The organism is Paraburkholderia sp. RL18-101-BIB-B (assembly GCF_046026985.1).
Classification (GTDB): Bacteria; Pseudomonadota; Gammaproteobacteria; order Burkholderiales; family Burkholderiaceae; genus Paraburkholderia.
The window spans coordinates 37817-64412 of sequence record NZ_JARESV010000047.1 but is presented as its reverse complement, the minus strand read 5'-3'; the positions used below and the strand labels follow the sequence as shown (position 1 = coordinate 64412).

Annotated in this window: 25 protein-coding genes and 1 pseudogene; 18 read left to right on the top strand and 8 right to left on the bottom strand. The window is 57.5% G+C overall.

What is annotated here, in order from left to right; genetic code table 11:
• From P0D73_RS37685 to P0D73_RS37675, 3 genes are all read right to left on the bottom strand, one after another.
• Positions 1-1020, bottom strand: a 1020-nt coding sequence (locus tag P0D73_RS37685) for an alkene reductase (RefSeq protein WP_408435183.1), incomplete at its 3' end; no start/stop codon positions are given.
• A gap of 178 nt (positions 1021-1198) precedes the next feature.
• Positions 1199-1705: a nuclear transport factor 2 family protein gene (locus tag P0D73_RS37680; protein ID WP_408180344.1), complete on the bottom strand. Its 507-nt coding sequence runs from the start codon at positions 1703-1705 to the stop codon at positions 1199-1201.
• Between the two features lie 172 nt (positions 1706-1877).
• Positions 1878-2873, bottom strand: coding sequence for an LLM class oxidoreductase (locus P0D73_RS37675; protein ID WP_408435181.1), 996 nt, complete (start codon positions 2871-2873; stop codon positions 1878-1880).
• Between the two features lie 117 nt (positions 2874-2990).
• On the opposite strand from P0D73_RS37675, the gene P0D73_RS37670 reads away from it, so the two are divergent.
• Together P0D73_RS37670 and P0D73_RS37665 are read left to right on the top strand one after the other, a co-directional pair.
• The gene (locus P0D73_RS37670) at positions 2991-3884 is read left to right on the top strand and encodes a LysR family transcriptional regulator (protein WP_408435179.1); all 894 of its coding nucleotides are present in this window, start codon (positions 2991-2993) and stop codon (positions 3882-3884) included.
• 196 nt (positions 3885-4080) lie between these two features.
• Complete coding sequence (locus tag P0D73_RS37665) at positions 4081-4266, top strand: GGDEF domain-containing protein (RefSeq protein WP_408289468.1); 186 nt, start codon at positions 4081-4083, stop codon at positions 4264-4266.
• A gap of 442 nt (positions 4267-4708) precedes the next feature.
• On the opposite strand, the gene P0D73_RS37660 is transcribed toward P0D73_RS37665, so the two are convergent.
• Both P0D73_RS37660 and P0D73_RS37655 read right to left on the bottom strand, forming a co-directional pair.
• Positions 4709-4960, bottom strand: coding sequence for a hypothetical protein (locus tag P0D73_RS37660; protein ID WP_408180347.1), 252 nt, complete (start codon positions 4958-4960; stop codon positions 4709-4711).
• Between the two features lie 482 nt (positions 4961-5442).
• Positions 5443-5631 (bottom strand): hypothetical protein, encoded by a 189-nt coding sequence (locus P0D73_RS37655; protein ID WP_408180348.1) that lies wholly within the window; start codon positions 5629-5631, stop codon positions 5443-5445.
• 313 nt (positions 5632-5944) lie between these two features.
• Here P0D73_RS37655 and P0D73_RS37650 point away from each other — a divergent pair, with 313 nt between their 5' ends.
• From P0D73_RS37650 to lhpH, 3 genes and pseudogenes are all read left to right on the top strand, one after another.
• Positions 5945-7204, top strand: coding sequence for a metal-dependent hydrolase family protein (locus tag P0D73_RS37650; RefSeq protein WP_408180349.1), 1260 nt, complete (start codon positions 5945-5947; stop codon positions 7202-7204).
• Positions 7205-7457: 253 nt separating this feature from the next.
• Positions 7458-7571: pseudogene (locus tag P0D73_RS37645) on the top strand (delta(1)-pyrroline-2-carboxylate reductase family protein); the annotation flags it as partial.
• A 77-nt stretch (positions 7572-7648) separates the two neighbouring features.
• The gene (gene lhpH / locus P0D73_RS37640) at positions 7649-8656 is read left to right on the top strand and encodes a trans-3-hydroxy-L-proline dehydratase (protein ID WP_408435176.1); all 1008 of its coding nucleotides are present in this window, start codon (positions 7649-7651) and stop codon (positions 8654-8656) included.
• Between the two features lie 273 nt (positions 8657-8929).
• Here the strand turns inward: lhpH and P0D73_RS37635 are convergent, their stop codons facing one another.
• Positions 8930-9667, bottom strand: coding sequence for a hypothetical protein (locus P0D73_RS37635; RefSeq protein WP_408435174.1), 738 nt, complete (start codon positions 9665-9667; stop codon positions 8930-8932).
• 558 nt (positions 9668-10225) lie between these two features.
• On the opposite strand from P0D73_RS37635, the gene P0D73_RS37630 reads away from it, so the two are divergent.
• The 12 genes from P0D73_RS37630 to P0D73_RS37575 all read left to right on the top strand — a co-directional run bounded on the left by P0D73_RS37630 (position 10226) and on the right by P0D73_RS37575 (position 23184).
• Positions 10226-10534: an acylphosphatase gene (locus P0D73_RS37630; RefSeq protein WP_132375587.1), complete on the top strand. Its 309-nt coding sequence runs from the start codon at positions 10226-10228 to the stop codon at positions 10532-10534.
• 495 nt (positions 10535-11029) lie between these two features.
• The gene (gene chrA / locus P0D73_RS37625; RefSeq protein WP_408435189.1) at positions 11030-12373 is read left to right on the top strand and encodes a chromate efflux transporter; all 1344 of its coding nucleotides are present in this window, start codon (positions 11030-11032) and stop codon (positions 12371-12373) included.
• 211 nt (positions 12374-12584) lie between these two features.
• Positions 12585-12860, top strand: a complete 276-nt coding sequence (locus P0D73_RS37620) for a metal/formaldehyde-sensitive transcriptional repressor (protein WP_132375581.1) — start codon at positions 12585-12587, stop codon at positions 12858-12860.
• 8 nt (positions 12861-12868) lie between these two features.
• Positions 12869-14146 (top strand): CDF family Co(II)/Ni(II) efflux transporter DmeF, encoded by a 1278-nt coding sequence (dmeF, locus tag P0D73_RS37615; protein WP_408435187.1) that lies wholly within the window; start codon positions 12869-12871, stop codon positions 14144-14146.
• Between the two features lie 305 nt (positions 14147-14451).
• Positions 14452-14751 (top strand): hypothetical protein, encoded by a 300-nt coding sequence (locus P0D73_RS37610; protein ID WP_408435172.1) that lies wholly within the window; start codon positions 14452-14454, stop codon positions 14749-14751.
• A 1382-nt stretch (positions 14752-16133) separates the two neighbouring features.
• Positions 16134-17531 carry an MFS transporter gene (locus tag P0D73_RS37605; protein WP_408435169.1) on the top strand — a complete coding sequence of 466 codons (1398 nt, stop codon included), beginning with the start codon at positions 16134-16136 and terminating at the stop codon, positions 17529-17531.
• A gap of 67 nt (positions 17532-17598) precedes the next feature.
• Positions 17599-18582: a LysR family transcriptional regulator gene (locus P0D73_RS37600; protein ID WP_132375575.1), complete on the top strand. Its 984-nt coding sequence runs from the start codon at positions 17599-17601 to the stop codon at positions 18580-18582.
• On the top strand, positions 18575-19987 hold the full coding sequence (locus tag P0D73_RS37595) for an aspartate ammonia-lyase (protein ID WP_408435167.1): 1413 nt from the start codon (positions 18575-18577) through the stop codon (positions 19985-19987). Before P0D73_RS37600 ends, P0D73_RS37595 begins: the two co-directional genes overlap by 8 nt.
• A gap of 72 nt (positions 19988-20059) precedes the next feature.
• Entirely contained in the window at positions 20060-20641 is a 582-nt protein-coding gene (locus P0D73_RS37590; protein WP_408435165.1) for a prolyl-tRNA synthetase associated domain-containing protein, read from the top strand.
• A 152-nt stretch (positions 20642-20793) separates the two neighbouring features.
• On the top strand, positions 20794-21468 hold the full coding sequence (locus P0D73_RS37585; RefSeq protein ID WP_132375569.1) for a Crp/Fnr family transcriptional regulator: 675 nt from the start codon (positions 20794-20796) through the stop codon (positions 21466-21468).
• A gap of 100 nt (positions 21469-21568) precedes the next feature.
• Positions 21569-21982 (top strand): RidA family protein, encoded by a 414-nt coding sequence (locus tag P0D73_RS37580; RefSeq protein WP_408289362.1) that lies wholly within the window; start codon positions 21569-21571, stop codon positions 21980-21982.
• A 41-nt stretch (positions 21983-22023) separates the two neighbouring features.
• The gene (locus P0D73_RS37575) at positions 22024-23184 is read left to right on the top strand and encodes a 4-hydroxyphenylpyruvate dioxygenase family protein (protein WP_408435163.1); all 1161 of its coding nucleotides are present in this window, start codon (positions 22024-22026) and stop codon (positions 23182-23184) included.
• 272 nt (positions 23185-23456) lie between these two features.
• Here the strand turns inward: P0D73_RS37575 and P0D73_RS37570 are convergent, their stop codons facing one another.
• On the bottom strand, positions 23457-23849 hold the full coding sequence (locus P0D73_RS37570) for a response regulator (protein ID WP_132375565.1): 393 nt from the start codon (positions 23847-23849) through the stop codon (positions 23457-23459).
• Between the two features lie 363 nt (positions 23850-24212).
• Positions 24213-25268 (bottom strand): LacI family DNA-binding transcriptional regulator, encoded by a 1056-nt coding sequence (locus tag P0D73_RS37565; protein WP_132375563.1) that lies wholly within the window; start codon positions 25266-25268, stop codon positions 24213-24215.
• A gap of 223 nt (positions 25269-25491) precedes the next feature.
• On the opposite strand from P0D73_RS37565, the gene P0D73_RS37560 reads away from it, so the two are divergent.
• On the top strand, positions 25492-26484 hold the full coding sequence (locus tag P0D73_RS37560; RefSeq protein ID WP_132375561.1) for a substrate-binding domain-containing protein: 993 nt from the start codon (positions 25492-25494) through the stop codon (positions 26482-26484).
• The last annotated feature ends 112 nt before the right edge of the window (positions 26485-26596 follow it).

The window sequence follows — 26596 nt, the reverse complement described above, 5'->3', positions numbered from 1 at the left end:
GTCGGGGTTGCTGATGTAGCTTGCGCCGAACGCGACGAGGTCGGTGATGTTATCGGCAATCATTTGTTCAGCACGTGCACGCGTCATCCCTCCGGCCAGAATCAGCGCAGTCTGTTGCAAAAGCGGCTTCATCTGCCGCAGAAGTTTATAAAAACCAGATTCCGCTTCAGGCTCCAAGGCGCTGTCTAAACGAGAGTACCCTGACTGATTCATAACATGTACATAGGCGAGCCCTCGCTTTCCGATTTCTCGACAGAGCTCGATGTATGTACTTTCAATCTCGGGGTAATGAGGCATATCGAAGAGTTTCCCATAGGGCGAAATACGGATGCCCACACGCTCAGCACCGATGCGTGACGTTACAGCATCGATAACTTCAAGGGTGAACCGTAGCCGATTGGCCAGAGTGGTGCCGGAGTAGCAATCGGTACGGTCATTGACAAGCGGATTCATGAATTGCTCGAACAGATATCCGTTTGCGCCGTGAATCTCAATGCCGTCAAAGCCAGCATGGATTGCGTTATCCGCGGCTTGAGCGAAGTCCTCTACGATACGCGCAATTTCTTTTGTTGCGAGAGGACGTGGCGGTGGTGTGTCGACGGGGCTTGGCTTTCCGCTCTCGTCATATCCGAAGGCCTTTGCAGTTGTAGCTTGTTTCGAAGTTGCACTCACAGGCAGCCTTCCGCCTTCTTGAATCGACGGATGAGAAACGCGGCCGACATGCCAGAGTTGGGCAAAGATTCGACCACCGACGGAGTGAACCGAGTTTGTGGTCAGGCGCCAGCCGGCGATTTGCTCGGCCGTAAAAATACCCGGATTGAACAGATATCCTTGGCCCTCACGGGATATTGACGTGCCCTCGCTGACAATCAGGCCTGCGGTAGCTCGTTGCGTGTAATAGAGCGCTGTATGCTCGTCTGCGATGTCGCGTAAGGCGCGTGCGCGGGTCAGGGGCGCCATGACGATGCGGTTCTTGAGAACTATGCCGGACAGGTTGAATGCGTCGAAGATGTCTTTCATAGCGAGATGGCAATTTTCCGTTAGTGCTGTGACGCCGTGCGTCGGGCATTGAATCCGCATGTGCGAGCGGGCCGATGCGCAAAGCATTAGGCGTTTTTGCGTGGGTTGGTCGTTGGTGAGTGCGCCTTGGTGGGCGTTACGGCGTCGGTACTGTCTTGGTTTCTCGAATTCGCGCGAATTACCAGGATTCCTTCACGAGTGGAGACTTAACCCAACCCTCCGTCCAGGGTGCCGACTGCTCGATGATTCCGGTGACTTCCTCAAATAGCCATTTGCCGTCAATTTTCACGAACTTGTCGGCGTATTTTCCGGATAGGACTACGGCCTCTTCTTTGGGAGATTCCTCAGATGACTTCATCGTTAGAAGGCATTGCAAATAGAAACTGGCGTCCGCGTGGAGACCATCGGCGCTGATGTCGATTATGGGCGAGAAGATATTGTGCTGCGCCCAACTGATGCCTTTGCTTAAATTCCTGCAGTGCTGTTTGATGCCGGTATGACCCCTTGCGTCGCCTCCAACCCCTTTAATGGACCAAAGGCCGTTTTCAACAAAGAGAGTTGCAAGCCTGTCGCCGTCGAACTGGCGGTCGAGATTGCGTGCGTACTCAGCCTTTAATTGCTTGATGGCCTCGGTGTCTTCAAGTCTGGTGATGCGTTGTTCTACGGTTAATAAATGGTAGTTCATGATGCTCCTAAACAAAGGCGTTGGGGTCGGCACGTTCGAGTCGACTCGTATCAGGCGAGTCACGTGGTCACAGTCATCGGGGCGTCGGCAATCAATGGTCTTGCAAGCTGGCGCTCAAAAATGACGTACGGTCAAACGAGCCAGTTCGTGTTCCGTTGGAATCGTTTTTTGTTCAGTGAGACGGAAAGTGCGGTAGTACGTCTGCAGCCAGTTCGTCCATGAGTTCCGAGTACGGTCGCCGACTGACTTTCGGGTTGAGCGCTACGTGATTGACCCCCGCATTCTGTGCGTTATGAAGAAAGCTAGCCAAGCTTTTGCTTCCAGAGCGGAAGCCTCCTCGTGTTCGAATTAGCGGCTCATTCGGGTCTTCGACCAGGTCAAGGAAGCCACCAATGCCAAGCGGTTTGAATTGCTCAGCGCCGCACGACTCACTGACTAGCGTGTGCCACTGCGTTGCAAAAGCTGGTAGCTGGTGCGTAACAGGGGAGGAGCCGATGAAGCCGTCCATGTTCTTTGCAATCCAGGCGAGGCTCTGCTGTGCGTGCCCGACCGCGATGGCTGGTGTTCTTTCGTAAGCGGGCTTCGGAACGAGGTCGAGCGTCCCCCATGCGCTTCCGAAACGAGGCGACGCGAAATGCGGAAAGCTTTCTTCGATGACAGTTTTGTAGACGCTGAAGGCGTCGCGGAATCGGTCGCCTCGCGTTTCGAAATCGATTCCAAACAGCGGATACTCAGAGGGACGGTCGCCGGACGACATCCCGATTACCATTCGGCCACGCGAGAGCTGGTCGAGCGACGCGACCTGCTTCGCCAAGATGAGCGGCTCTCGCATTGGCAACACAATGCCCGCCGTGCCGAGCGCTATCCGACTCGTGTACGCGGCCAGATATGCGATGTAGACCATTGGGTCGAAGACTTGTCCAACGTCGCCGTAGCTCGGGTCGTAAAAAGGAACGTCGCGCATCCACAACGCCGCGAAACCCAAGTTGTCTGCCTTCTGCGCCATCTCTACATGGTCCTGCATCGTGGGCGCGGGGCTGTCTGGATGCGTCTCCAGCGGCAGAATCAGGCCTACCGTCAGCTTGCCCTGCGCGAAGAGGCGCGCGTAAGCGGGCTGCCGCGCCAAGGCGAAATGGTCGTGTACTGGATTTTGAACGCGTGACTCCATCGAAACCTCCGTAGATGGTGAAATTGTAATTTCATCCACGGAGGCGAAAAACCACGTAAAATTCCAATGACTTAATCCTTGGATTCCAATATAGTGGCCGGCGACAGATTCTCGGGCATGAATGAGTTCGTTCTATCGGCGCAGGAGGGCAGCTTTACGGCGGCCGGCCTGCGACTTGGACTGACGAGCAGCGCTGTCGGAAAGGCCGTGACGCGCCTTGAAGAGCGCCTTGGCACTAAGCTGGTCCATCGCACGACGCGACGCCTGACGCTGACGAACGAAGGAGAGGCATATCTGTCAAGTTGCCTTCGTGTACTCAATGAACTCGAAGAGACGGAGAGCTACCTTACGACCGGGCGGAGCGAGCCGGTTGGGCGGGTACGAGTGGAGTTGCCGGCGACGTTCGGGCGTAGGCACGTGCTGCCATCTCTGCTAGAGCTATCCACCCGACATCCACGCCTTGACCTATCGGCGAATTTCAGTGAGCGACTAGCTGACCTGATTGCCGAGGGCATTGACGTTGCAGTTCGAATCGGCGTGCTGAAAGACGATTTGGATATTGCTGCACGTAGACTGGGCGAACAGCGACTGGTGATTTGCGCGTCACGAGCCTATCTGAAGCGCAATGGAATACCAAAAACGAAAGATGACTTGCTTGTCCATGACTGCATTGGTGGATTACGCAGAACCCAGCGGGCAGTTTGGCTTTTAAGAAACGAGCAAGGAGTATCCGAGCCGGTGGATGTGAAGGTGAGACATGAGTTGGGTGATGGCGAAGCCATGTTAAACACCGCCCTTGCTGGATGCGGGCTGGCGCAGCTGCCAACGTGGCTTGTGGGCGAACACTTACGCAGCGGGGCATTAGTGCAGGTCCTTGATGAGTGGACCCGCGGCGAGATGCCAATACACGTCATCTGGCCACGGACGAAATATATTCAGCCGCGCGTGCGGGTTGTTATTGACGAACTCGTACGCTTGTCGAGTGAAGGGGACTCTGGTTTCAAAGCTTAGCGGAAGCGACCCAGATTGCCCCATCGAACCAATCATCGACTCGCGAATGCATCGCTTTTTCCAGCGGACTGCTTGTTTCAAATCGCTGTTATGTAATTCGAGAGTCGCGATGCACATGGTCAGCGAGGGAGTAGGAAGCATCACTACCACGTTGATGCTGGCGCTGACAAAGCGCTTGACGATTGCAACTTAGGCCATCGTCACGATTAGCGTCGGTGTCGCTGCAACGCAGGCCAGACAGGACAGCGACCCTGCGATGCTCGTCGGAGCCGCCGACCGCGCGCTGTATGCCGCCAAACAGCAAGGCAGGAATTGCATATGCGTCGCAGGCGTCGATGAGCAGGAGCCGACAGAGTCTGTATTGCGCGTCAAGCGAGGCTAATCGTCGTCGACCGCGAACGGCACAGCGGTCACCACCTCCCCATTCACCTCTACGGCCCCTCAGTGTGGGGTTGAAGCGTGATGGTGAGCGTCGCACTGACTGATTTTTGTTGCGTCGCCCCAGGCCGTCGCTGTCCCGTTCAACACGATGTATCCGCCCAGCGTGCCAATGGTTTTTTAACGCAATTGCAGGTCGTAGCCTGGCGTCGATAGCGAGGCGTTGAATGCATATAGTTCGAATCCCGTCGTCGACAGGCTAATGCTGTTTGCAGTGTACGAGAAGTTATCAATGCAGCGTGTCTGCTTGGGGCCGTCGTTGTTATAAATTGGGACGACCCTCGGGGGCTTCCCGCCGACACGATAACCGATAGTGCTTCAGGCAGCCGGCGACCGGGAGCACCTACAGGTCTACTTGATGAGCCGATGCACAGCGCAGAAATCGCTCAGCTACCGAAGAAGATATTGCATTGCGGGTCCAACCTGCATTTCTCTGCGGCGCGCCTGCCGCTTTGTGTGTTTGTGGCGGGCACTCCACCATACGACTGCGAGTTCATGTCAGAGGACGCGGCCGGCGTAGCGGGGTTCTGTTGCTGCTGCTGGGCTTGCGGCGCCGGCATCGTGTCCTGGGCGTTTGCGAGCCCCGGCGTGACCAGCAATCCGCCAGCAGCAAGCACGACCATCAACTGTGATTTCATGATTCACTCCTTGTAACCACCTTCTGTATTCCTTAGGGTTTTCGCTATTCGCGCACCCTTCCACCGGATTCACGCCCCTGGGAGGGCGACGAATACGGTCAGGTGCGGGCACTATTGGGTAGCTGATGCTGATGCGCAGTGCGCCGAGCCGAGGTACGGAGCGCAGTTCATCGGGGCGCGAAATCGCGATATCGACGGGACTTGTGAACTCGCCGACGCATCTCGCCCCTGCAGGTTTGTTATAGGGGGTGGGGCTGACAAACCGCCTGCTGCACAAGATGTAATGCGAAAATACCTTGCACTGCCCCGGCCCGCACGGCGGCGGATAACCGAGCCGGAACCGATATGTAACTGGTTACCGGCTACCTGCGGCCGAAAGGTGTCGCGCTGGCTGCCAAGCAGGAAGGCGCTCAAATCATCAGGTCCTTCGTGGAAGCGATAAGGCGAGACGAGTCGATGTTAGACGAGCCATACAAGATTGCTCATGGCGATGGTGCGCTTCTTTTGGTGACTAATGCGTCAAAGGCTTCTCGCGCGTCTTTTAGCTCCTGCATCGCCGTGGCAAACCGTGCCAGCTCAAGAGTCGAGGGCTGTTCATCGGGTGCCTGAGCGTAGTGCGCTTCCAGGCGCTCGAGGGCCGATGCTTCCGCCGATACTGCCTTTTCTTTCATTGTCGTTTCCCGGAACAAACACATCCTGTTTCCCCATGCCTCGACCGGCTAGCGTTGATTACGCCATCAACGTAGCGGTCCTTGAGCGACAAACGTGAATGGCGATTCTACGACTGGAATGCGCCGTGCAAAGCATCGACTTGGATGCATCACAAGTCATAGCGCCTGCGAAACTATCTCGTCTAGTTGGGGACGTTGCGTGCGTCGACCCTTGAAGTCAGTTTTGCTATTTGAACCTTCCGCCAATGCTTCTCAAGACCTAGCCTGCTCGGCATGTTGCTGATGAAGCCATACCGGTCTTGAGGAAATTCACATGAACACGTTGGTAATCGAAGGGGTCAACGTTTTCGACCCCGTAACGAAGAAACGCCGGACGAACGTCAATGTCTGCATCGCCGACGGAAAGATCGCGGCAATAGGAGAGATACCGTCGTCGTTTGTCGATGCCCGCAGAATGAGCCTTCCAGGGCGCACCGTCCTGCCGGGTTTCATCGATCTGCATGTCCACGTCGTCGCGTCGAATGCGAATCTGGGCGCCAACGCCATGATGCCAAACTTCCTGGCTGCGCTTAAGACGTTGCCTATCCTGCGCGGCATGTTGAACCGCGGGTTCACCACCGTTCGAGATGCAGGCGGCGCTGACTTTGGCATGTGCGATGCGGTCAACAGCGGTGTGCTTTGGGGCCCGCGCATCCTGTCCTCAGGCAAGGCACTGTCGCAGACCGGCGGGCACGGCGACTTCCGTCAACGCAATGACAAGCTTGACGATGCCTGCGGGTGCCTGGGGCGCCAGGGAGCGATTGCCCGGGTGGTCGACGGTGTTGAGGCGATGCGTCTGGCAGTACGCGAAGAACTCCTGAAAGGGGCCTCACAGATCAAAATAATGGCATCGGGCGGTGTCGCTTCGCCCAACGACCCCATCACCAACACGCAGTATTCGGAAGATGAAATCCGTGCCGCGGTTCAGGAAGCGGAGGCTGCCGGCACTTACGTGATGGCGCACGCGTACACCGCTCGCGCCGTCCGGCGTGCCGTCGAATGCGGGGTGAAATGTATCGAGCACGGCAACCTCATCGACGAGGAGACTGCCCGTTTGCTGGCGGAGCGCGGCGTGGCGGTTGTGCCCACGATCGCTACTCTTGACCGTCTCGTTGAACAAGGTCCCGCGCTTGGCTTCCCCGCCGAGTCGCTCGCAAAGATTGAGGGAGCACGCTCCGTCGGCCGGCAGGCACTTGCGCTGATGGCGCGAGAAGGCGTGAAGGTCGGGTTCGGCTCGGACATGCTGGGCGAGCTGCACGCCTTCCAGTCCGACGAGTTTGCCGTGCGGGCAGAAATCGTCGGCAACGTCGAGGCCATCCGGTCGGCAACGTGCGTTGCCGCCGAAATCACGGGTGAAGCTGGCGTGCGGGGAACGGTCGCTGTCGGAGCCGTGGCTGACCTCATCGTGGTCGACGGTGATCCGATCGAGGACATTTCCCTTCTGCTGGGGCAGGGCGAACACATTCCCGTGGTCATCAAGGCTGGAGTGTGTATGAAGGAAGCCGGCCGACTGCTCGAACCAGTCGCAGAGTGAACGGCTGGCGCGCGGCATCGGTCGCGCGCACCGTCTGCACTGACTAGCACTCAATTGGCGCATGCCTTTCGCGCATGGCCGGACCCGCCCCTCCAAAGACAAACCCGAACATGACCTCTCTCAGCACTCGAAATTTCGACGCCAATGCAACAGCTGCACTGCTGGACTATCCCTCGCTGGTGCGCGTTCTTCGGGAGACCATCATTGAATATGGCGCAGGACACATCGCGAGTCCTGAGCGGAGCTAAAGCCGAGTGCGCCGACTCTGTTCAAGAGCGTTGGCTGCGCTGCGTGGGACCTGGCCGCGTGCCGCGTGGCACGTAAAGCGCTCGGTGCAAACGCCAGTCAAGTTGGCGCCGGCGCGTAAGCGGCGCCGATTTAAATCGCTTGCCCGTCCCGTACGCGTATAGAAGCAGGATACCCACCGATTTCACTGAAGCAAACATGAAAATCACACGCACTATCTCGACTGTTGAAGTCCACACCGGCGGTGAAGCATTTCGCATCGTTACTAGCGGTCTGCCGCGTCTTCCTGGCGATACCATCGTCAAGCGACGCGCGTGGCTGAAGGAGAACGCCGACGAAATTCGCAAGGCCCTGATGTTCGAGCCTCGCGGCCATGCAGATATGTACGGTGGTTACCTGACGGAACCGGTTAGCCCGAACGCGGATTTCGGCATCATCTTCCTGCACAACGAGGGTTACAGCGACCACTGCGGTCATGGTGTCATCGCGCTGTCGACAGCAGCGGTCGAACTGGGCTGGGTGCAACGTGAGGTACCAGTGACACGCATCGGTATCGATGCACCGTGTGGTTTCATCGAAGCGTTCGTTGAATGGGACGGCGAGCACGCAGGTAATGTCCGCTTCGTGAACGTGCCGTCGTTCATCTGGAAAAAGGACGTCACGGTTCAGACGCCGTCGTTCGGCCCGGTGACGGGCGACATCGCCTTCGGTGGCGCGTTCTATTTCTATACAGACGGCCAGCCACATGGTCTCGAAGTACGTGAGTCTTCTGTGGAAGAGCTCATCCGTTTCGGTGCAGAGGTCAAGACGGCCGCTAATGAGGCGTTTCCAGTCGAACACCCGGATATCCCTGAAATCAACCACATCTACGGGACGATCATTGCTAACGCACTGCGCCATGCGGGCTCCACGCAAGCCAACTGTTGCGTTTTCGCGGACCGCGAGGTTGACCGTTCGCCCACGGGTTCTGGAACCGGTGGACGTGTTGCGCAGCTCTATCTGCGTGGGGAACTAGGGAAAGACGATACGCTGGTGAACGAGTCCATTATCGGTACCGTTTTTAGAGGACGTGTCCTGAGCGAAACGACCGTGGGTGACTTCAAGGCCGTCATTCCGGAAGTCGAAGGCAACGCTTTCGTATGCGGCTTTGCCAACTGGATAGTGGATGAACGAGACCCGTTGACATACGGGTTCCTCGTTCGATAGACCGATTGCAGTAGTGGTACCAGGTTGGCGCGTGACGCTGAGCAATCGGCTTCTCGCGCCTTTTTTCTGTGCAACGCGAACCTGACCGCCACTGTGTTCCTGGGCGGTGACTCCGGCTCGACGAAGAAGCATTTTTCGTCCGTTGCCGCGCTGCTTTCATTCTTGTCCAGTGCCACAAGGTGCGCGCGCCTCTACACCAGCTTCCGGCTTCGGGGTCACAGACCGCCCGGTTAAACAGAGTAGGACCTTCACCGAAACAAACGCCGCCATTCTTCAAGAGGTTACGAGCTGGACCTGACTTCGCGACCGGCCAACCAGAGAAGAGCGGGAATCCAGGTCCTTGCCTTCAAGGTCCGCCCGCTTGTTACGAGCGAAGACATCGAGCAGTAGTGGAGAGCCGCCATATTCCGCACAGAAGTCTCGCGCGCGCTGTTGAATCGAGCGATAGCTTAGCTGGACTTCGGCCTCGCTTTGCAGCAAGTTGTACTCCGGAAGTGTCGTGTGCAGGTCGCGGAGCACGGCCAACGTCGGCGCGTTCAGCACCACGTGTCCGTTGGCAAATATTGCCTCGAGTACGTGCGGCCGCTTATTGCATTTGACGCGCAACGCCTTGATGAAACTGTTGGCCAGCCGCGAAGCTTGCAAAAACGGCAGGGGTGGGAATTCGATTTGATGGGTCTTGCCGCGCGTTCCAAACACGCGCTTCTTTGACCAATGGGCGCGAATATCTCGCACCATTTCAGCCTGCCAAACGTCGAACGCGGCACGGTCGCTCAGATTCGCGGCGTCAAAGTATCCCGGCGCGAGTTGCTTCGCGAACTGCCGGTCGGCCCATTCGTTGAACACTGCCAGTGGGCCATACGGCTCGCCGGTGTACCCCGTCGCGACTCCCCGGGCGCTCTTGGTTTCAACCCCGGCGTGTGTCACTTCCTTCGCGTGACGGAACCATTTTTCGGCCTCGCCAAGGTACTGCTGGTATTCCGCTGCAAGTGCGGCGTTGTCTGCATGCATAGGCTTCTCGTGTCTTAGTGAGGGGGCACGCGTCTGCCCACGCCAGTGATTCGAAAAGGTGCTAACGAACGCAGCGGCGAGAGTTGACGCGTCACGACGCAGTGCCATGCGGACGCACGCAATCGCTGCGGCCATATGGCGCTAATTGAGGTGCACAGAGAGAGTCACCACGGCGCGCAAGGTCTGCCTGCTGGCAAAACGGCGGCTTGGAAAAAACGGGCGCGGAGGTCCTGTCGCTCAGGCAGCGAAACTGTTAGGAAATCGACGACATCGATTGTCCACGGCATCTGTCCTCTGTTTGATATTCCTAGAGATTCTAGGCGGCCTTGAAACTCGGCAACAAGTAAAAAAGTGATAAACGACACCTTGTAAATCGCGGGTGGAGGCCGGCCGCCGACGATGTTAACCCGCTTCGGGGTGCCGTGTTGCGCCACGTCGACTTGAACATCCGTTCGGCAACTCGGGCGAACGGTCATCGGCGTTGGGGCGAACGGCTTGAAACAAGGTGTAAATTCACGGAGTAGCAGCAGAGTCAAAATTCATGAGACGGATGCACCCATGGAATCTGAAGATAAAGATGAGCTCTTGGAGACCCGATTGGTTCGGGTCCGTGGCCAGGTGCAGGGTGTGGGTTATCGGGAGGCCTGTGTACGACGGTCGAGACAACTGGGCGTCACCGGCTGGGTCCGCAACCGTATGGACGGCTCGGTGGAGGTGATGCTGCAGGGTTCGCCGGAGCAGTTGGCGGTCATGTGCGCCTGGCTCGGTGAGGGCATGTCGGCAGCGCTCGTCGATGAGCTCGAGGTAACCGAAATTCCGCCACCGTTTGCCCGCTTTGACAACTTCGAGCGGCTGCCCACGTTGTAGGTGCAAGGTCGCCAGGGCCGCACGCGCCGCGTGAGCCTTTCTAAAGCCTCGGCTGTAAGATTCGCGGCATCGCCTGCCCGCCAAAGTTTTTGAGTGGAAAGTAGGCGCGGTGTGTCTCGACGTCTATCGTCACGACGTGCGTCCCGAGGCGGGATTTGAGGCGGTGATGACGCGGGCTGAGCGAGGACGAACTGCTGAGCGAAATGAGCCAAATGCTTGACTCGCTGCTCGCGCATTTCGCTGCGGTGGAAAAGAGCGCAGCCACGCGACGGAGGTGAACGGACTTCTGAACGATTCCGTAGTAGTTTTCTCCGTTCAGTATCCGTTGCCAATCGCTATGGGAAACCCGGCGTCGTAGCCGCACCGCTTGCGCGATTTGGACCACCGGTCTGGGGTAACGCCGCCGAGGTATCGGCACACCGCTGAACATTCAATCGCAAGCTGAAGCATTCGGAGTTTCAAGTGCAACAAAGTCAACCGGTGCCGGACAACGAAATGAGCAATCAGCGCATTCAGGCGGTCGAGTCGGTCACCATTGGCCAGGCGCTTTGGTACTGGCTCAAGCTAGGCTTTATCAGCTTCGGAGGTCCGGCCGGGCAGATTGCCATCATGCACCAGGACCTGGTCGAACGAAAACGCTGGATTTCCGAGAAGCGATTCCTGCATGCATTGAACTATTGCATGGTACTTCCCGGACCAGAGGCGCAGCAACTCGCCACCTACATCGGTTGGCTGATGCATCGCACGTGGGGTGGCGTGATTGCAGGAGGCCTCTTCGTCCTGCCGTCGCTTTTCATCCTGATAGGACTATCCTGGGTCTACATGGCTTTCGGCAGTGTTCCGGCTGTGGCAGGCGTGCTTTACGGCATCAAGCCGGCGGTCACGGCGATTGTCGTCTTCGCCGCGTACAGGATCGGCTCTCGCGCACTGAAGAATGCGTGGCTGTGGTCGATTGCGGCGGCCGCGTTCGTCGCTATCTTCGTTGCCAATGTCCCGTTTCCTCTCATCGTCCTGGTCGCCGGGATCGTCGGTCACTTTGGAGGCAAGTACGCTCCATCCAGATTCGTTGTTGGTGGAGGGCACAAGGGCGGTGACAAGGCGTTCGGTCCCGCACTCCTTGACGACGACACACCCACTCCCCGACACGCGCTCTTCACATGGAAGCGATTCACTGTCGTGCTTGCTGCCTTCATGCTTATATGGCTCGCGGCCATCGCGGTACTTTCGCTTGTGTACGGCTGGACGGGAACACTCACGCAAATGGCCTGGTTCTTCACGAAAGCCGCCCTGCTAACTTTCGGGGGCGCGTATGCGGTGTTGCCGTACGTCTACCAGGGTGCCGTCGATAACTACCACTGGTTGACCGGACTGCAGATGATAGATGGCCTGGCGCTCGGCGAGACCACGCCTGGACCGCTCATCATGGTGGTTTCCTTCGTTGGTTTCGTTGGTGGCTGGACCAAGGCAGTGTTCGGACCGGACGCAATAATGGCCTCTGCTGTCGTCGCGTCCGTCGTCGTAACGTTCTTTACGTTCCTGCCGTCTTTCCTGTTCATTCTGCTCGGCGGTCCCTTCATCGAAACGACCCACGGTAATCTGAAATTTACTGCGCCGTTGACAGCCATCACTTCCGCTGTGGTTGGCGTCATCGTGAACCTTGCCGTGTTCTTCGCCCTTCACGTGTTGTGGCCGCATGGCATGCATGGTGGATTCGAATGGCCCTCGCTGCTTATAGGTGTGGCTGCCGGTATCGCGCTGTTCCGGTTCAAGGTCGGGGTAATACCGGTCGTGCTGACATGCGGTGTAATCGGCCTCGCGCTGAGACTGTTCGTTTTTTGAGGCGCTTTTTACCAGCACCAGTCGCCGATGCTGCTTACGCTGCCGCACGCCAATAGAAGATCAAATAGCCTTTTACCGCAGGCTGCGACCACGAGCAGTGCCCTTGGCGAGACGCCTGCGGCACCCGGCTGCCACGAACGAAACAATACCCCTACCCCCTATGGTAGACTGCAAACCACAATATACCCCATGGGGGTATCGGGAGAGCACGATGAGTCATACGGTTCAAGAAAAGCAAAGACTTCTCAACAGGGTTCGCCGTATCAAGGGGCAGGTTGAGGCCATCGAACGGGCGCTTGAGGAAGAGCATGGTTGTTCGGATGTCCTGCAGCGGATTACGAGTTGTCGTGGAGCGATGAACGGCCTGCTTGCCGTGGTGCTGGAGGACCACATCAGGAACCACCTTGTCGATGCGAACGACGGCGAAGAGCCGGCCGGCAGTGCGACCGAACAGCTCATCGAGGTTGTTCACAGCTATTTCAAGTAGGTTTCGAAATGAATGATTTCAAAGACGCCGCATTCGGCGCAGGACATGACCATATCTTTCTGGGTGCCGGTCATGAAAAGAACGAGCGGAAGACATGGGCTGTGATTGCGCTGTGCAGCGCGATGATGCTCGTTGAAATCGTTGGCGGCAGTATGTTCGGCTCGCTTGCGCTTGTCGCCGACGGCCTGCATATGTCGACGCATGCTGGAGCAATGCTGATTGCAGCGCTGGCGTACACCTACGCGCGCAAGCACGCCACCGACTCCCGCTTCGTGTTCGGTACCGGCAAGCTCGGTGACCTTGCAGGGTTCACGAGTGCCATCGTGCTTGCGATGATTGCAGTGCTGATTGGCTACGAGGCGATGTCGCGTTTTCTGTCGCCGGTACCCATTCACTTCGGCGAAGCGATTCCTATCGCGGTGGTCGGCCTGCTAGTCAACCTGGCAAGCGTGTGGCTGCTGAGCGGCGGTGACCACGGCCATAGCCATGGTCATGGTCATGGTCATGAGCATGGTCACGACGACCACGCTCATGAAAACGAGGTGCGAAAGATTTTTGCGCCGTCCGGTGTGTTTGCCGTTTCCATCTTCGAAGATGGGGTGCCACCCGTTTTCCGCATTACACCGGCGACGGAGGGTTCACGACTGGACGCTTCAGCGGTGTCCGTTACGACGGTACGGCCCGATGGGACGCAACAGGTATTCGCGCTGGCGGATCGTGGCGGCTATCTGGAATCGAAGCAAGACATTCCCGAGCCGCATGCTTTCAAGGCCATCGTGCGAATGCCGGATGGCAAACACGAAGTCGAGTTCGAAGAGCATGAGCACGGCCACGACGCGCATGAGGCTGCGACCCGTGATCACAACATCCGGTCAGCCTACATTCATGTCATGGCTGATGCGGCGGTCTCGGTGCTGGCCATCATCGGTCTGGTGCTGGCGCGCGCGTTCGGCTGGTTGTGGATAGACCCCCTGGCGGGCGTGATTGGTGCGCTGGTGATTGCAAACTGGTCATACGGCTTGATGCGAGACACGGGCGCAATCCTGCTCGACATGAACTCCGATCGACGTATGGCAGAGAACGTGCGTCATGCTATTGAGGACCGTGGCGACAAGGTCGTCGACCTGCACGTATGGCGCGTGGGTCCAGGTCACATGAGTGCTGTGGTGTCGGTGGCAACAGGTGAACCCCAGCGAGACTCGCGTTTCTATCATGCAGTACTCGAGCGCTTCAAGGGGCTGTCGCATGTCACCGTTGAAGTGCGACCTTCGCAGGCGGCGGCCTGACCCATGCTCTTTCGATGGTAAGACCAGCTTGTCCGTTGGGTGTTTTCTTACTGCGATATCGCAAGCCCATTCCCATCATTCTTGGCGTGCTCGCCGCGACGACAATCCGCAAACGAAGAGCGTCGCCGCCTCGCGATAGCGCCGGACCGGTCAGAAATTTGGCACGGCCCCGCCAGTGAGCCATATCGCGTATTACAAACGGTTACCGGAGAGACTACTCGGTTTCACCGAGCACTTTCCGCGCCGTCTACGATGTTGTGCCGGACCCTTTCAGGCGGTCCGCATAATCTGAATGGAAAAGCACCATGAAACGCGTATTGGTTTTAACCGCGCTGGGAGTTTCCCTGGGATGTGCATCCAGCTCGGCACTGGCTCACGCGGACATCGGCGTCTTTCTTGGCGTGCCCGGCCCAGTCTACGCGGCACCGCCTTCGGTCGTCTATCAACCGCCTCCGGTCGTCTACCAATCGCCGCCCGTCGTCTACGCGCCAGTACCGGCCTATGGCTACGGATATCAGGACGAATACCGGGAGGAGCGGCGTTGGCATGACAATGGCCGGCATCGTGGTTGGTACAAGCACCACCATGACGATGACGATGACTGATGCATCGTTGTGGCGGGCTCAGTGATAGAGCTCGTATCGTGGAAGCGACAACGTCGCAATATCATTGTCTGAATACTCTGTCGCCAAGCACGATTTTATGCATGTTCGAGGGGTAGACCCACTGAAGCGCTTGGCATTCGATAAGCTTCATGAACGCCGGTGGTCCGCTGCAGATTACATGTGAGTTCGCGTGGGTGGGGCTCAATGCGTGAGCCGTAGCGTTCGCAATCTGCGCCTCGCTTAGACCGATTCGGTGGTTAACCTGAGCATGGTCGCGAAGTTCGTCCAAATCCGTCCGGAAGACAGCTCGCTCGGGTGTTCGAGCGAAATTGTGAATTTCCAGGCAGCATCCCGCCACTGATGCGATATGCCTTGCGACACCTGCGATAGCTTTGACCCCAACGCCAGCTGAGAACAGGATGTAGCGCGCGCTTTGGTCTATGACAACGGCAGTGTCTCGCGGAACGCCTACGTAAATTTCGTCTCCTCGGTTCCACGGGAATTCTGAACTTGCTCGTGCCGTCTTGCTATCGTCCTCTTGCCGGATTCCCAGTAAAAACGCGTCACGTCGTGAAGGAGCGTGCCATAGCGGGTGCGACCGCACGGCTCGGCTTCCATTGCCTCGAGCGAGGTCGACTATCGCTCCGTCTTCGAACGATGGTAGTTCCAACCGGTGCTTTATCTGCAATTCGACTGCGTGATAACCCTGGGCGAGTGGCCACTTCCGAGTCACAATCGCTGCAATCATCTTGTCGTCCATATTTGCTCCATTACGAACTGCGAAGGATGGGAGGGTGCTCCAGATGACATTGCAGAATTGCGGCCGACCCGAAGCTTTATGTTCAGCCGGATTCAGAGTAGGGCGCGTCTATGTTGACCGCAAGATGCGATAGTTGAATGCCGTCTATATGACATCCTTGATAATCATTCGTGTGCTGGCTGCTACTGCTTGCAGTCTACGGCGCCTTTCTCGCACAAGGGACGGCCGCCGCCGGCGCCACGCAGAATCAGGCGGGACGGCCGCGCATCCTCTTTGCTCTCAAACATCCGATCGATGCGACTCGCTAAGGATAACTACGGGAAGATTGTCATGCTCCTTTAGCAACCTACGCTTCAAGTATTCCGTCGGGGGGATGCGAAGGATAGTGGCGTCGTGTCGCGTATCCAGAGCCGGGCGGTTCTCCGGCCGGCCTTTTGTCGTCCGCGAAAGCCGTTTTTTCCGGGCCGCTTCTTCGGGTTAGCCCAAATTCAACGCCGCTGTGGGGCAGTATTAGAATTAGTGATACTAGGTCGTAACATGCTGTTTTTCTGAATTCGTCACCATAAACTGGTTTCCAAGGTGCTCTTCACTTGAGCACCAGAACGAGAGACAGGAGACGATTGTGAACAAACACGTATTGCTGGAGGACCTACCGCTTCGCCCCTTCCACGTGGGAGTTGCCTTCAGCGGAACGGGCGGGCAGTTCAGTGATGGTTTCGTCTTGGGAATTATCGGAATTGCCGTCAGCATGGCGGCCGGTCCGCTTCATCTCGATGCCCTATGGATGGGATTGCTTGGGGCGGCGTCGCTTGCAGGGCTCTTCTTTGGCAGCATGCTGGCGGGCCCGATTGCGGACAAATACGGCCGTCGGACGATTTTTGCGTTCGACATGCTGCTCTTCGCGGTGGTCTCCGCTGCCCAGTATTTCGTGACGTCGCCCGAGCAGTTGCTGGTCTTGCGCCTAGTGCTCGGGTTCATTCTCGGCGCCGACTACGTGGTAAGCAAATCCCTTGTGACGGAATATTCGCCTCGTCGCTATCGTGGACGTCTGCTTAGCGTGCTCGCGGCGGCGTGGGCCGCCGGGTACGTCGGTGCCTACCTGGCCGGCTTCGCGATGCGGGATATCGGCCCTGACGCATGGCGCCTCATGCTGGCGGCAAGCGGAGTTCCGGCCCTGCTGATTCTTCCGTTCCGGCTCATCGTGCCCGAATCGCCGATGTGGCTGATGAAGCGTGGTCGCGGCGATGAAGCGCTTGCCATCATCCATCGCAAGTTCGGTCCAGAAGTCATGCTTTCGAAGCAGACCGTGGCGCCTCAACAATCACGCGGCGCCTGGTCGGAACTGTTCTCACCGCGTTGGCGCAAGAACACTATCGTTGGCTGCGTCTTCTACACGTGCCAAGTCATTCCTTACTTTGCGTTGGGCACCTTTTCACCGAAGGTTCTTGAGGCGCTGCAAGTAAAAGACAAGTTCGTGGGCGGTCTCGTCTACAACATCCTGCTCTTTGCCGGCGCAGTGATTGGCCTGCTGCTCATCGATAAGCTCTCCCGTCGCATGTTCCTCATCGGGACCTTCTACTTTGCGGCGCTTGCCTTGGCTGTGCTCGCGTACGCCAGCTTTGGACCCATCGGCACGATGCTGGCGTTCGGGCTCTTCGCATGCATTCTGTCAGCCGCGGCAAACCTCGAATTCGTCTATCCGCCCGAACTCTTCCCGACCCACCTTCGAGCATCCGGCGTCGGCTTCGCCGTCGCCTCAAGCCGTTTCGGTTCTGCCATCAGCACATTCCTGCTGCCGCTCGCAGTGCAGCACGTTGGCATTCACGCTGCGTTAGGTGTCTGTGTTGCGGTGCTGCTTATCGGCGGAGTCTTCTGCCATGTGCTGGCTCCGGAGACGGGTGGGGAAAACCTCTCGGACGTAAAGTCCGATGCTGCGGGCGAAGACCAACCAATAGCTGAGGAGCGACATGACGTATCCATCGCTACCTCAGCGTTGAGACGCAGCAAAACACGGTTCTGATTGCCCAGAGAGAATTGGCGGTCCGGACACGAGAACACAGGCCAGTACGCTCTTATCAGGACGCGCCATGTCGCCAATCAAACCCATCGATATGCATGCAGTTCAGGTCTTTGTCGCCGTCGCCGAAGAGGGAAGCATGTCGTCGGCGGCAGCCAGGCTGGGTATATCTCAATCAGGCGTGTCGCAAATCATTCGGCAGCTCGAGGAAGAATTGGGCGTCGTCCTCGTCAACCGCACGACTAGGCCGCTGGCGCTAACACCCTTTGGCATCGCACTTCGAAATCGAGGCGCCGTTTTAAGCGAAGAGATTGCGAATCTGAAGGCGCAGGTCGTAGAAGCCGGACGAGGCATCAAGCCGGACTTGCGTATCGGGCTGGTCGACTCGTTTGCGTCTACTTGCGGCTCAGTATTTACAAAGAACTTGCTGGGAAAAGTTTCGCAGCTGTCGATACGTACCGGGTTGAGTCCCCAGCAGGGAGAAGCGCTTCTGCGGCGTGACCTCGACCTGATTGTCACGAGCGACCCGTTAATGGACGCGAATGACGTGGTTCGGTATCGACTTTTTTCGGAGCGCTACTTCGTCATAACGCCGAAGGCACTCAGGAGACCCGTGCGAACCGTCGAAGATGTACGAGCGCTTGGCAACAGCTTGCCCATTGTTCGATTCAATCGCACTTCACAGGTTGGGATGCAGATTGAGCGATATTTGCGACGAATTGAAGTCCGGCTTCCGAACCGGCTTGAACTGGACAACGCCGATGCGTTGACCTCGATGGTTGCGGAAGGAATTGGATGGGCCATCACGTCCCCAATGTGCCATCTTCAGGGGGTGACGCATGCAGGCAACGTCGCTATCCATGTGGTTGAAAAGTTGGGTCTCGAGCGTTCTCTTTACCTGGTGGCGCGCAGGGACGAATACAACGCATTTTTTGATGACGCGTGCGATACCGCGCGCGAGGTCATTGAAACGTCATTCTTGCCGAGGCTGAAAGCCTTAGGCGGAGAAATAGAGAAACTTATTACCGTTGGCGAAAGGAATTCTTATGAATAAGCTTACTCAAGGTGAACAGCGAGTCGAACGTGACTATGTCGGTGAAGTCACCATTCCAGGCGACAAGCTGTATGGAGTCAACACGGTTCGCGGAGTCGACAACCTCACGGTTTCGTCTCTGAACATCGCCCACTACGCGCAGTTCCGAGACGCTTTCGCCCAGGTCAAGTGGGCTGCGGCTCTGGCCAACTGCGATAACGCGGTCCTGACCAAAGAGCAATGCGAGGCCATCGTCAAAGCGTGCCAGGAAGTCATCGAGGGGCACTTTGACGCTTCGTTCGTGGTCGACCTGATGGAGGGGTCGGGCGGGACATCCACTAACATGAACTTCAACGAGGTCATCGCCAATCGCGCCCAGCAGCTTTTGGGTCGCGCTGCCGGAAACTATGAAGTGATTCATCCGAATGACCACGTCAACCTGTCCCAATCTACGAACGATGTCTATCCGGCGGCGTTGAAAATTGCGACGTACGCAATGCTCGACCCATTGATCGAAGAGCTCACACAACTTGCTGCCCTGTTTGATAGCAAAGCCACCGAGTTCGCTGACATACTGCATCTCGGTAGGACTTGCCTGCAGGACGCCCAGCCCATGCGTCTGGGTCAACTGTTCGGAGGCTACGCGTCTCTGACACAGCGTTTGGCAGAGGAGCTCATTGCGGTCCGGCATAAGCTCCGAACACTTCCTTTGGGTGGCACCGCAATTGGAACCGGCTTCGGCGCGCCCGCCGGTTACCGTGCCGCTGTGTACGCGCACCTTCGCGACATCACCGGAGTCGACTATCACGCGCCAACGAATCCGTTCGATGCAATGCAGAACATGGATGTGTTCTCACGCGTTTCGGCTGAACTTCGCACGTGTGCTGTTTCTCTCGCGAAAATCGCATCCGACCTGACGGTCCTGTCGTCGGGTCCTGTTGGCGGCCTTGGAGAGCTGAAGCTGCCGGAAGCGCAGGCCGGGTCATCCATCATGCCGGGTAAGGTGAATCCTGTCCTGCCGATGGCGATGATTCAGCTGAGCTTCGCGGTTGTTGGAAATGACGTTGCAGTTGCGCAGGCAGTGCAGTACGGTGAACTGGAAATCAACCATTTCGAGCCCGTGGTCGCGTCGCGCGTTTTCGACAGCATTGCGCTGCTCACAAACGGCATTCAGCGCTTCTCGCAGAAGTGCGTCAAGGACATCAAGGCTGATATTGCGCGCAACGAGCAGCATTTGATGGAATCCATGGCGGTTGCCACGGCACTGGTTCCGAAGATTGGCTACGCTCGTGTATGCAAGCTTGCGCGCCAATCCGTGGTCGAAGGCCGCTCTCTGGTCTCGATTCTGGACGAGTCCGGACTGCTTTCCAAGGAAGACACCTTCGCGGCAATTCGCAAGGCGTCGTATCCTGTGTTTGACGCGTAAGCGTTCGCTGCGAGCGAGCCGGCCTGGAGCCGTTGCGGGTCCGCTCGCTTTTGGTTAAAGATAGACGACAGCATGCTAGGAAAAGACGAGCTACTGAATCTCCTGGAACAAAGGGAGATACCATTTTTCTGCGAGGAGCATGATTCGGTGCTTAATATGGCCGAGTCTGAAAAGCTGACGCTTTCGCTGGAAGGAGCACGCTGTAAAAACCTGCTCCTCCAAGATAAGAAGGGCCGGTACTTTCTCGTAGTGACGACCGCCACCAAATCGCTTGACCTGTCCGCGGTCGCCGAAGCTCTGGGTAGCAAACGGCTTTCGTTCGCGTCCGCAGACAAGCTCTTCGAATTGCTGGGAATACGGACTGGCTCTCTGAGCCCCGTCGCGTTGGTCAATGATGATGCCAGGTGTGTTCGACTTGTCATCGACTCAGGGCTGGCCCGGGAGTCAACGTTTCTGTTTCACCCGCTTGAGAACAATGTAAGCGTGTCGCTTTCCCGAGCAGCATTGGATGACTTTCTCGCGAGCGTAGACCACCCTGTAGATTGGCGGGACCTCGCTGGATTTGCAACCAACACCCTGTCCGCCGCAGCCTGGGCAACACTGCCGGTCCCGGATATGTGCGCCGACGCGCCACGTATAAGAGACGAAGTGTAGAACCGACTACTGCTATCTCTGTGCGCCAGATGAAGGAAGTGCTTGCGCTTATCAAGCGTCTTCGTGACCAGGCACCCGAACCCGCAATCGAACCGGTCTTACGTTCGTGCCACAATACGCGCGTCGGCACGCCTACATGAAAGGGGGCAGGCTTGAGCAAGAGCGCCGCGGCGACCACCGAGACATGGCATATGGACGACGCTACTGCGGGCGTGTGGATTCGCGCGGCCCATCTCGGTCGGAAGATAAAGGTCGAGAAGGGCAGCATGATTTATCGTCAGGGCGAACTCGGCTTTACCTTTTACTTTCTGCTTTCAGGCCGTATTCAGGTCTCGATTTTTCAAAGCGATGGCGCCGAGTTCATGCTTGAAATGATGGGACCATGGGCGATGTTTGGCGAGTCCCCCGCAATGGACGGTTTTCCGCGCATTGCGACAGCCATCGCAGCTGAGGATTCGGAACTGATTGAGTTCGACATCAGGGTTATCACAGGCGTCATTCCGTCCTGCCCGGAACTTGCCATCTCCCTCATGCGCATTGTTGCGCTCAAGCAGCGGATCCTGGCCTCCCGCATTCAATACCTTGCACTTCCGAAGCCGGAGATGAGAATCGGGGAACTACTGGGGCGGCTGGCAGACCTGTACGGCGAGAAGCGCGAGAACGGGACGCTGATATCCATCCCTCTGACGCACGAGCAAATCGCCGCAATGACGGGCGCGACCCGCGTCACTGTCACACGCGCATTGAAGCGGTTGACGACGCTCGGCGCGATTGAACTCCGGCAGCGTCGCATCTGGGTGCTCGATTCGTCCAAACTTCTCGGCTGATTTGGTAACTCGCTATACAGACTGCAGCCTGGTCGGTCACTTAAAGTGGTCACGTTGGAATCAATTTCCCTGTACTACTCCAGTTGATTGAAGGACTGCCATGAGCAAAATCGAGCGCCTGCGTCTTCCTGACGATGACGCAACCTTCGGAAGCAATCGCATTTTCGACCTGTTCCAGTATTCGCCGGCCGTGACGGCCAACGGGCTGGTGTTCATCGCTGGGCAAATCGGGCTGCGCGCCGACGGGTCGATTCCGGAGGACCCGAAGGAGCAAGTCGACGTCGCATTCAAGCGCATCGAAGCCGTGCTCAAGCATATGGACCTCGATTTCACGGATGTCGTCGAGCTTGTTTCCTATCACGTCGATGTTGGCTCCCAACTCGCCACCTTCCGCGAGGTAAAAGAGCAATACATCCGCTCCGACTTCCCGGCATGGACCATTCTCGGCATCGCCGCGCTGGCTCGCCCTGAGCTTATCGTCGAAATCAAGGTCGTCGCTGCGACCCGCAAGTAATTTTCACGCCGGAGCAGAAGATTCTCTTTGCTGGTGACTTCATGGAATACCAGTCGACTCCCTTTGCGGCGATGCCTATTTCCGCGCGTGGCCCATACTTTGGAATGCCACCTAATATCATGAGTACGCGAGTAAAAACTGACGGATTCGCCTTCGTAGAATTCGTCTCATCCCGACCGATGGAGCTCGTCGATCTCTTCGAGCAACTTGGCTTCTGTCTTCGCGGTAAGTCCAGGAGCGGCATGCTCCTGATGACGCAAGGCGCGGCCGCGTTTATCGTTAATGGGAATCCGAACGCGTTCGAGTCCTGGCATGGTGCGTCGGTGAGGGCGATTGGCATTCGCGTCAACGACGCACAGGCTGCACGCGAGCAAGCAGTGGCCGGCGGTGCGGTTAGCGCCTCTGCCGAAAAGGAAGGAGCGTTTGTCCTCGACACGCCGACGATTCTCGGTATCGGAGACAGTCTCGTGTACTTTGTTGACAGCGACTTCCGCGAAATCTTCTCGCTTCCGGTTGAAGTCCGAAACACGCAGGAAGGTGACGCCAATATCCTGGCCGTCGATCATACGTCGAATATTGTCCACCCCAAGAACCTCGATTTGTGGGCCAACTTCTACCGCGACACGTTCGGCTTTGCGGAGAAGCAGTATCTCGAAGTCAAGGGGCACATGTCCGGAATGCGCGCGCGCTCAATGGTGAGCCCGTGCGGCCGCGTGTCGATTCCGGTGGCAGCTGCCGCCCATGACCAACCTGGTGTGCTCAACCAGAACGATGAATTCATCCGTGACTACGGTGGCGAAGGGATTCAACACATCGCGCTGCTGACGTCCGACATCGAAGACACCATTCAAAAGCTCGGTGCCGCCGGCGTCGAGTTTATGGCGGCGCCATCGCAGAACTATTATGACGGAATCGATAGACGTCTTCCGGGGCACGGCCTCGACATCAGGCGTCTGGCTGAGCGTGGCATCCTGGTCGACGGTAAGGGTCCGCAGAAGATTCTGCTCCAACGCTTCACGAAGCGCCAGATTGGCCCGGTCTTCTTCGAAATTATTGAACGCCGCGGAGAAGATGGATTTGGCGAAGGCAATTTCAAGGCGCTGTTCGAATCGCAGGAGAATCAAGGCGCTGTTCGAATCGCAGGAGAAGGACCAGCAACAACGCGGCCCACGCAGTTGATCGCGCGGCAGGGGCTTCGATAGTCCCTGCCGCCTACTGCACTCCCAAGAGGCGGCCCAAAGGACGAATCCAATGCATCGCCTGTGGGACTTTGCCAATCGCCTTCGACCCATTCCCTAAACATGGTCGCCGAGAATCTTGAAGGAATGAAGCCACGACGGAGCAGGACATCCGAAAACATCTCCTATCCCGGTACGACGCATGGATGACCGCCGTGGCGAAGGAAGACCTCGACACGATAGCGTCAATCTACGCGAGTGACGCCGTATATCATGCACAAAAGCAGACGTTCGCTTCATTCCTTCGTCCCGCCGCGCCGGTGCTCTCGATGCGTTGCGTGCTCTGTCAGCAGCCGTCGCATGGTAGCCAGTAAAATTTGCCCATCTACGGGCTTGCGAAGGAAACCGTCGTAGCTGACGAAGGCGGGTGGACTAGGCTCTCCTGAAACCAGTACGAAGACAACATCGGCTAGTCCGGGAAGAGTGCGCAGTTGGTGACAGAGTTCGCTTCCCGACATCACCGGCATACGCCAGTCGGCAACCACAATGTCCACAGGAAATTCGACGAACATTGCCAATGCTGATTGGCCGTCGCGCGCGCCCCTAACCTCAAATCCATCAGCGGCACAACTGGCGCTCCATGCAGCCAACGTCTCCTCATCATCGTCTACCAGCAATACGCTTGTCATACGCAATTGTCCGAGCCGCCACATGATGTTTGGCAGCCTGACGCTGGCTAAAGTTCACACAAAATCTCGTCGACACTGCACGCCTGTAGCGCTCGTGTCGTTTCGCATAATGTCCTGTTTAAGCAGCGTAAACGGCTAACGGACGCCGACCGGTCACTCCAGGTAAAAGTGACCAAGACTGCAACCGAAAGTCAGCGAATCGCTACCGACAAAATCGCCTGGAAGCGCGGCGAACTGGAGGACATTCAGTGCGCCGCGCGTAAGGCGCGGGACTCACGCATCTATCCTGAGCATTACGCGCCCGTGATGGCCATGGAAAATGGTCAGCTCGTTGTAAAGACCGCCACTACTTCCAGACCGAAGTTATCGGTCAAACTCCTTCGTTTGGTCGGCTTCTTCAAACTTTTTGCCCAGACCCGTTGGCACGAGAATCAGAGACCGGTCCGTCGAATCATAGTTTTCGGCCAGCTTGAACGCTTCAGAAATGATTGTTTGCACGTCCTGCCGCAACATGGTCACGTCGAAAGGTAGATTTGCCGCGAATGGGTCCCAGTCGAAGCAGCCAACAACCGCAGACTTCCACGCGTCAGGCGGCAACGTTGACGTGAACTGAACCACCCCTTCAAACGCGGTAATCGAATTCATCAGCAAACCGGCCGGAAGTCGCCCAAGCTTTTCACAGCGAATCGTGAGTGCGCGTTTGGCAGCAGCGGCGTTATATCCACAGCAGTCGATTGCATCTGCCGCAGGCGTCATTTGACGAGCTTCGAAAGCGTCTCTGAATCCTGCGATACGCATCTCAGTCGCATATTCATCCGCGACACCTCCTAGCAAGACCAACTCGTCTGGCGCCGCGCCGCGTGCTAGCAGCTTGTCAATCAGCACGTCCGTAATAGCTTGAGCGCCTTTGCGGTTATCGGATACGACCGACGGCGCACCGTCACCTGGCAGGTCCAGATTGATGGAAGGGACGCCCGCGGCCGAACAGAGCTCGTTCAATGGTGTCGGGTTACGCACGCCGGCGATAAATAGCAGTTCAACCCGCTGCGAAAGGAGTGTTTCGGTAACGCTCACCTCGACTGCGGGGTCGCGCTGAGTGCCCACGACTATTGGGCAAAGTCCGCGACTACGAGCCTGCTCTTCGAAGGTCTCGGCGAGCCCCGCAAAAAAACGGTTCCGATAATGGGGAAGAACCATACCCACCAGACCCGAGCGCGACAGCCGCAGTCCTCGAGCTTTCATGTTGACGTTATACCCAAGCTGACGCGCGCTTTCGAGTATTCGGTTCGCAGTCTCCTCTTTGATTCGATAGCGGACCCAACTGCCGTTCAGCACCATGCTGACCGTAGCCGTCGAAGAACCTGTCGCCTTTGCGACGTCATAAATCGTGGACTTGCGTCCGGGGTTGCTGCTTGCCATCAAGTTGCTCCGAGGGCATTGCGCCGTTATGTCCCGAAAAGGTAGCCGTTTCCCGACAGTACCCAATACCAGGGTTTTTCCGGCTCGACCGAAGTGCTAAATAGATTCAGCATACACCCACCCGAACTGCTAAATGGATTTAGCATCTTTAGCAAGATGCGAAGTCGGGCCTTTAATCACTCATTTAGGGCGTCTGCGTGCCCAGGCGTCTACCGGAGGAGACATGTTCAAGAACATCATCCGCACTTTGGGCGCCGGCGCAGTCGCGCTCGCCTTGACGACGAGTTTTGCATCGGCCTCGCCTGACAAGCCTGTAATTGGTGTCGTTGTGAAGATTGGCGGCATTCCATGGTTCAACGCCATGGAAGCGGGCATCAAGAAGCGCGCCGACCAACTCGGCGTCAAGGCATTCATGGTCGGGCCGACGAGCGCTGACCCTGCGCTCCAGGTACGAGCAATCGAGGACTTGATTGCGCAGCACGTAGACGTCATCGGCGTCGTGCCGAACGACGCACAGGTTCTGGAACCCGTTCTTCAGCGCGCCAGAGCCGCCGGTATCAAGGTCATCACCCACGAGTCACCGAAGCAGCAGAACGTGGACTGGGACTTTGAACTGGCCTCGTCCAAAGGTTTCGGCGAAGCTTACGGAAAACGCCTTGGCGAGGCGCTGGGCGGGAAGGGCGAATACGCCGTTTTCGTCGGTTCGCTGACAGTGCCGCTCCATAACGCCTGGGCGGATGCGGCAATCGCCTACATCAAGGCCAACTATCCCGGGATGACCCTCGTCGGCGATCGCTACGGCGTCGCTGAAGACGTGGACGCGTCGCGCAAAACCGCGCTTGACCTGATGCGCGCTCATCCTAACTTGAAGGGCATCCTTGCGTTCGGCAGTCAGGGCCCGATTGGGGCGGCTCGCGCCGTCGCGGAGCAGCAGGCGAAAGGAAAGGTCCTGGTTCTCGGGCCGTTCTCGCCTGGACAGGGCCGAAAGCTCGTCCACGATGGCGTGTTGAGCGGCGGGTACATGTGGAATCCGGAAGTCGCCGGCGAAGTGTTTGTGACGCTGGGCACGATGCTCGTAAAGGGGCAGCCGATTAAGGACGGCACGAATATTCCGGGTCTGGGTGTTGTTCATCCCGACGGTCACAACCTGATTGTCGACCAACTTGTCGACCTCAACGCGAAAACCGTCGACGACCTCGCAAAGATGGGCCTCTGACCGCAATCCTTTTAGGGAACGGGTGAGCGCGGCTGTAGCGCTGCTCACCCGGAAGTTAACGGTACGACACATCTGGTCGCCAGCCAGTCGCGTGCAAGTACCATCGGAGCGT